3 protein-coding genes are annotated in these 1,709 nt (G+C 49.4%); all 3 read right to left on the minus strand.

The window, feature by feature from the left end; genetic code table 11:
- Positions 1 to 295, minus strand: a 295-nt coding sequence (locus tag VGA08_04245) for a hypothetical protein (protein HEX9679798.1), incomplete at its 3' end; no start/stop codon positions are given.
- 20 nt (positions 296 to 315) lie between these two features.
- Positions 316 to 1,197, minus strand: a complete 882-nt coding sequence (locus tag VGA08_04250; GenBank protein ID HEX9679799.1) for a hypothetical protein — start codon at positions 1,195 to 1,197, stop codon at positions 316 to 318.
- 191 nt (positions 1,198 to 1,388) lie between these two features.
- Positions 1,389 to 1,709, minus strand: a 321-nt coding sequence (locus tag VGA08_04255; protein ID HEX9679800.1) for an rRNA adenine N-6-methyltransferase family protein, incomplete at its 5' end; no start/stop codon positions are given.

The raw sequence follows: 1,709 nt of genomic DNA on the forward strand, positions 1-1,709 counted from the left end.
CAATGTAAGAAGTGTAGAGGGTTAAATATGATTCTCTAAGCGCCTCTCGCTCAGCTTCTTTGCGCGCCCGCTCCAGCTTCTCAGAAACCGCGATGGCATTCCGCTGAACCCAAACTTTAATAACCTGAGCCATCGTGCCAGTCTGTAGGCCGTGTTGAATTATATCCGCCACCGGCACGACCTGAGCCAACGCGACCGGGACAACGCGGGAAGACAACAACGCGCCGGTCGTGAACATTGCCAGCATCAAAACCCCGAGAATGAAACGCTTAGTTATGTTCTGAAAATTCGGCATGTCTATTTATCTACGGAAAGCTAATTTTCAATCTCAGTCTGCAGCGACTGTTCAACTATTACGGACAGCTCTTGGTCAGAGATTTCATCCAGCACCTCGGCGGGTATCCCGCTTTCCAGCAAAAGCTGGCGCAGCTCAGTCGCGGAAAGCTCGTCAATGCTCTCAGGTTCGGCGACTGGTTGGGGCTGAACCTGGGGGGCAGTGTCAGCGCCGGTTCGGCGAATCAGTTCTTCGTACGCCAGCAATAGCTGATCATCGGTCAGACCTTCAAGCTGGGTTGGCTGGACGCCGATTCTTAAAAATAAATCGCGGACTTTTTCGGCCGTAATTCGGCCTTCAATCCGAATATCTCCGAGCGCGGCCGGTGAGCCGGGCAGAGCAGAGTCCTGCTCGGCCGGAATAGTTAACGTCAGCAAATCCGAGCAATTCCGCTCAAACGCGCAGTTCGGATTCAAATTCCGCTCAATTTCATCTTTGTCTGTAACTCCGTCCGAATCAGTGTCCGGTAAATACGGACTTGTGCTGTAAATGTAGAGTTCGGCGTAGTCAGACAGGCCGTCTTCGTCAGTGTCAATCGCGGCCAGCGCCTCCTGCTCCGGCGTCAGACTATTCGGATCAACCTCGGTTAAAGCCACGGCTCTAGAACTCTGGTTTGGAGAGGAAATTTGATTTTGGAAATAAAAAAAGCCAAAGACAAGAGCCACTATTCCAATGCCAAGCGTTGACCAGGCCAGCACCCGCTCGGCCTTGCGGTCGTCGGCAAAAACATCTTTGACTTGCTTGCGAATTGACTCGCCGCTCGGTTGTCGATGACGGATAATTTCGGTGCTGCCGCCGGCCACATCCTGGTACACTTCTTGGAGCACCTGCATACCCTCATCAATTTTTTTGTTATCTGCCATTCGGCTTGAAATTGCGAGCGTTAAAAAGAAAACTTGTCTAAGCCAAAAAAATGGCTCAGTGTTCAAGAAAACCGGAGCGCTTTTCAGCCGCTCGCCTGATATAAAAAATACCGATTAATGTTATCAACAATTACCCTTTCGAATGGGTTTATTATAACAGAAAATCGGCGTTAAACCAAACTAATTTTGAACTACTTACTCCGATATTTTTTTACTCTTTTGGCAAGCTCAATCCACTCACCAACTTCCAGTTCTTGAGCTCGAACCGAAGGCTCCAGACCGACCGCCGCCAGCGCTTCAGCCACCTGTTCCTGGGGTAAATGCAGCCCGTTTTGGAGATTGTTTTTAAGCTGCTTTCGTCGGGCTGAAAAACCAATTTTCGCGATCTGCCAAAATTCTTTCAGCTCCAGGTTTTTAAAACTTTGGGACAATTGTTCTTGGCTTTTTATGCCCGAAATATGTATTAATGTCGAATCGACCTTGGGTGATGGCCAAAAAGATTCCGCCGGCAC

It is taken from the genome of Candidatus Saccharimonadales bacterium, assembly GCA_036397795.1.
GTDB lineage: Bacteria > Patescibacteriota > Saccharimonadia > Saccharimonadales > DASWIF01 > DASWIF01.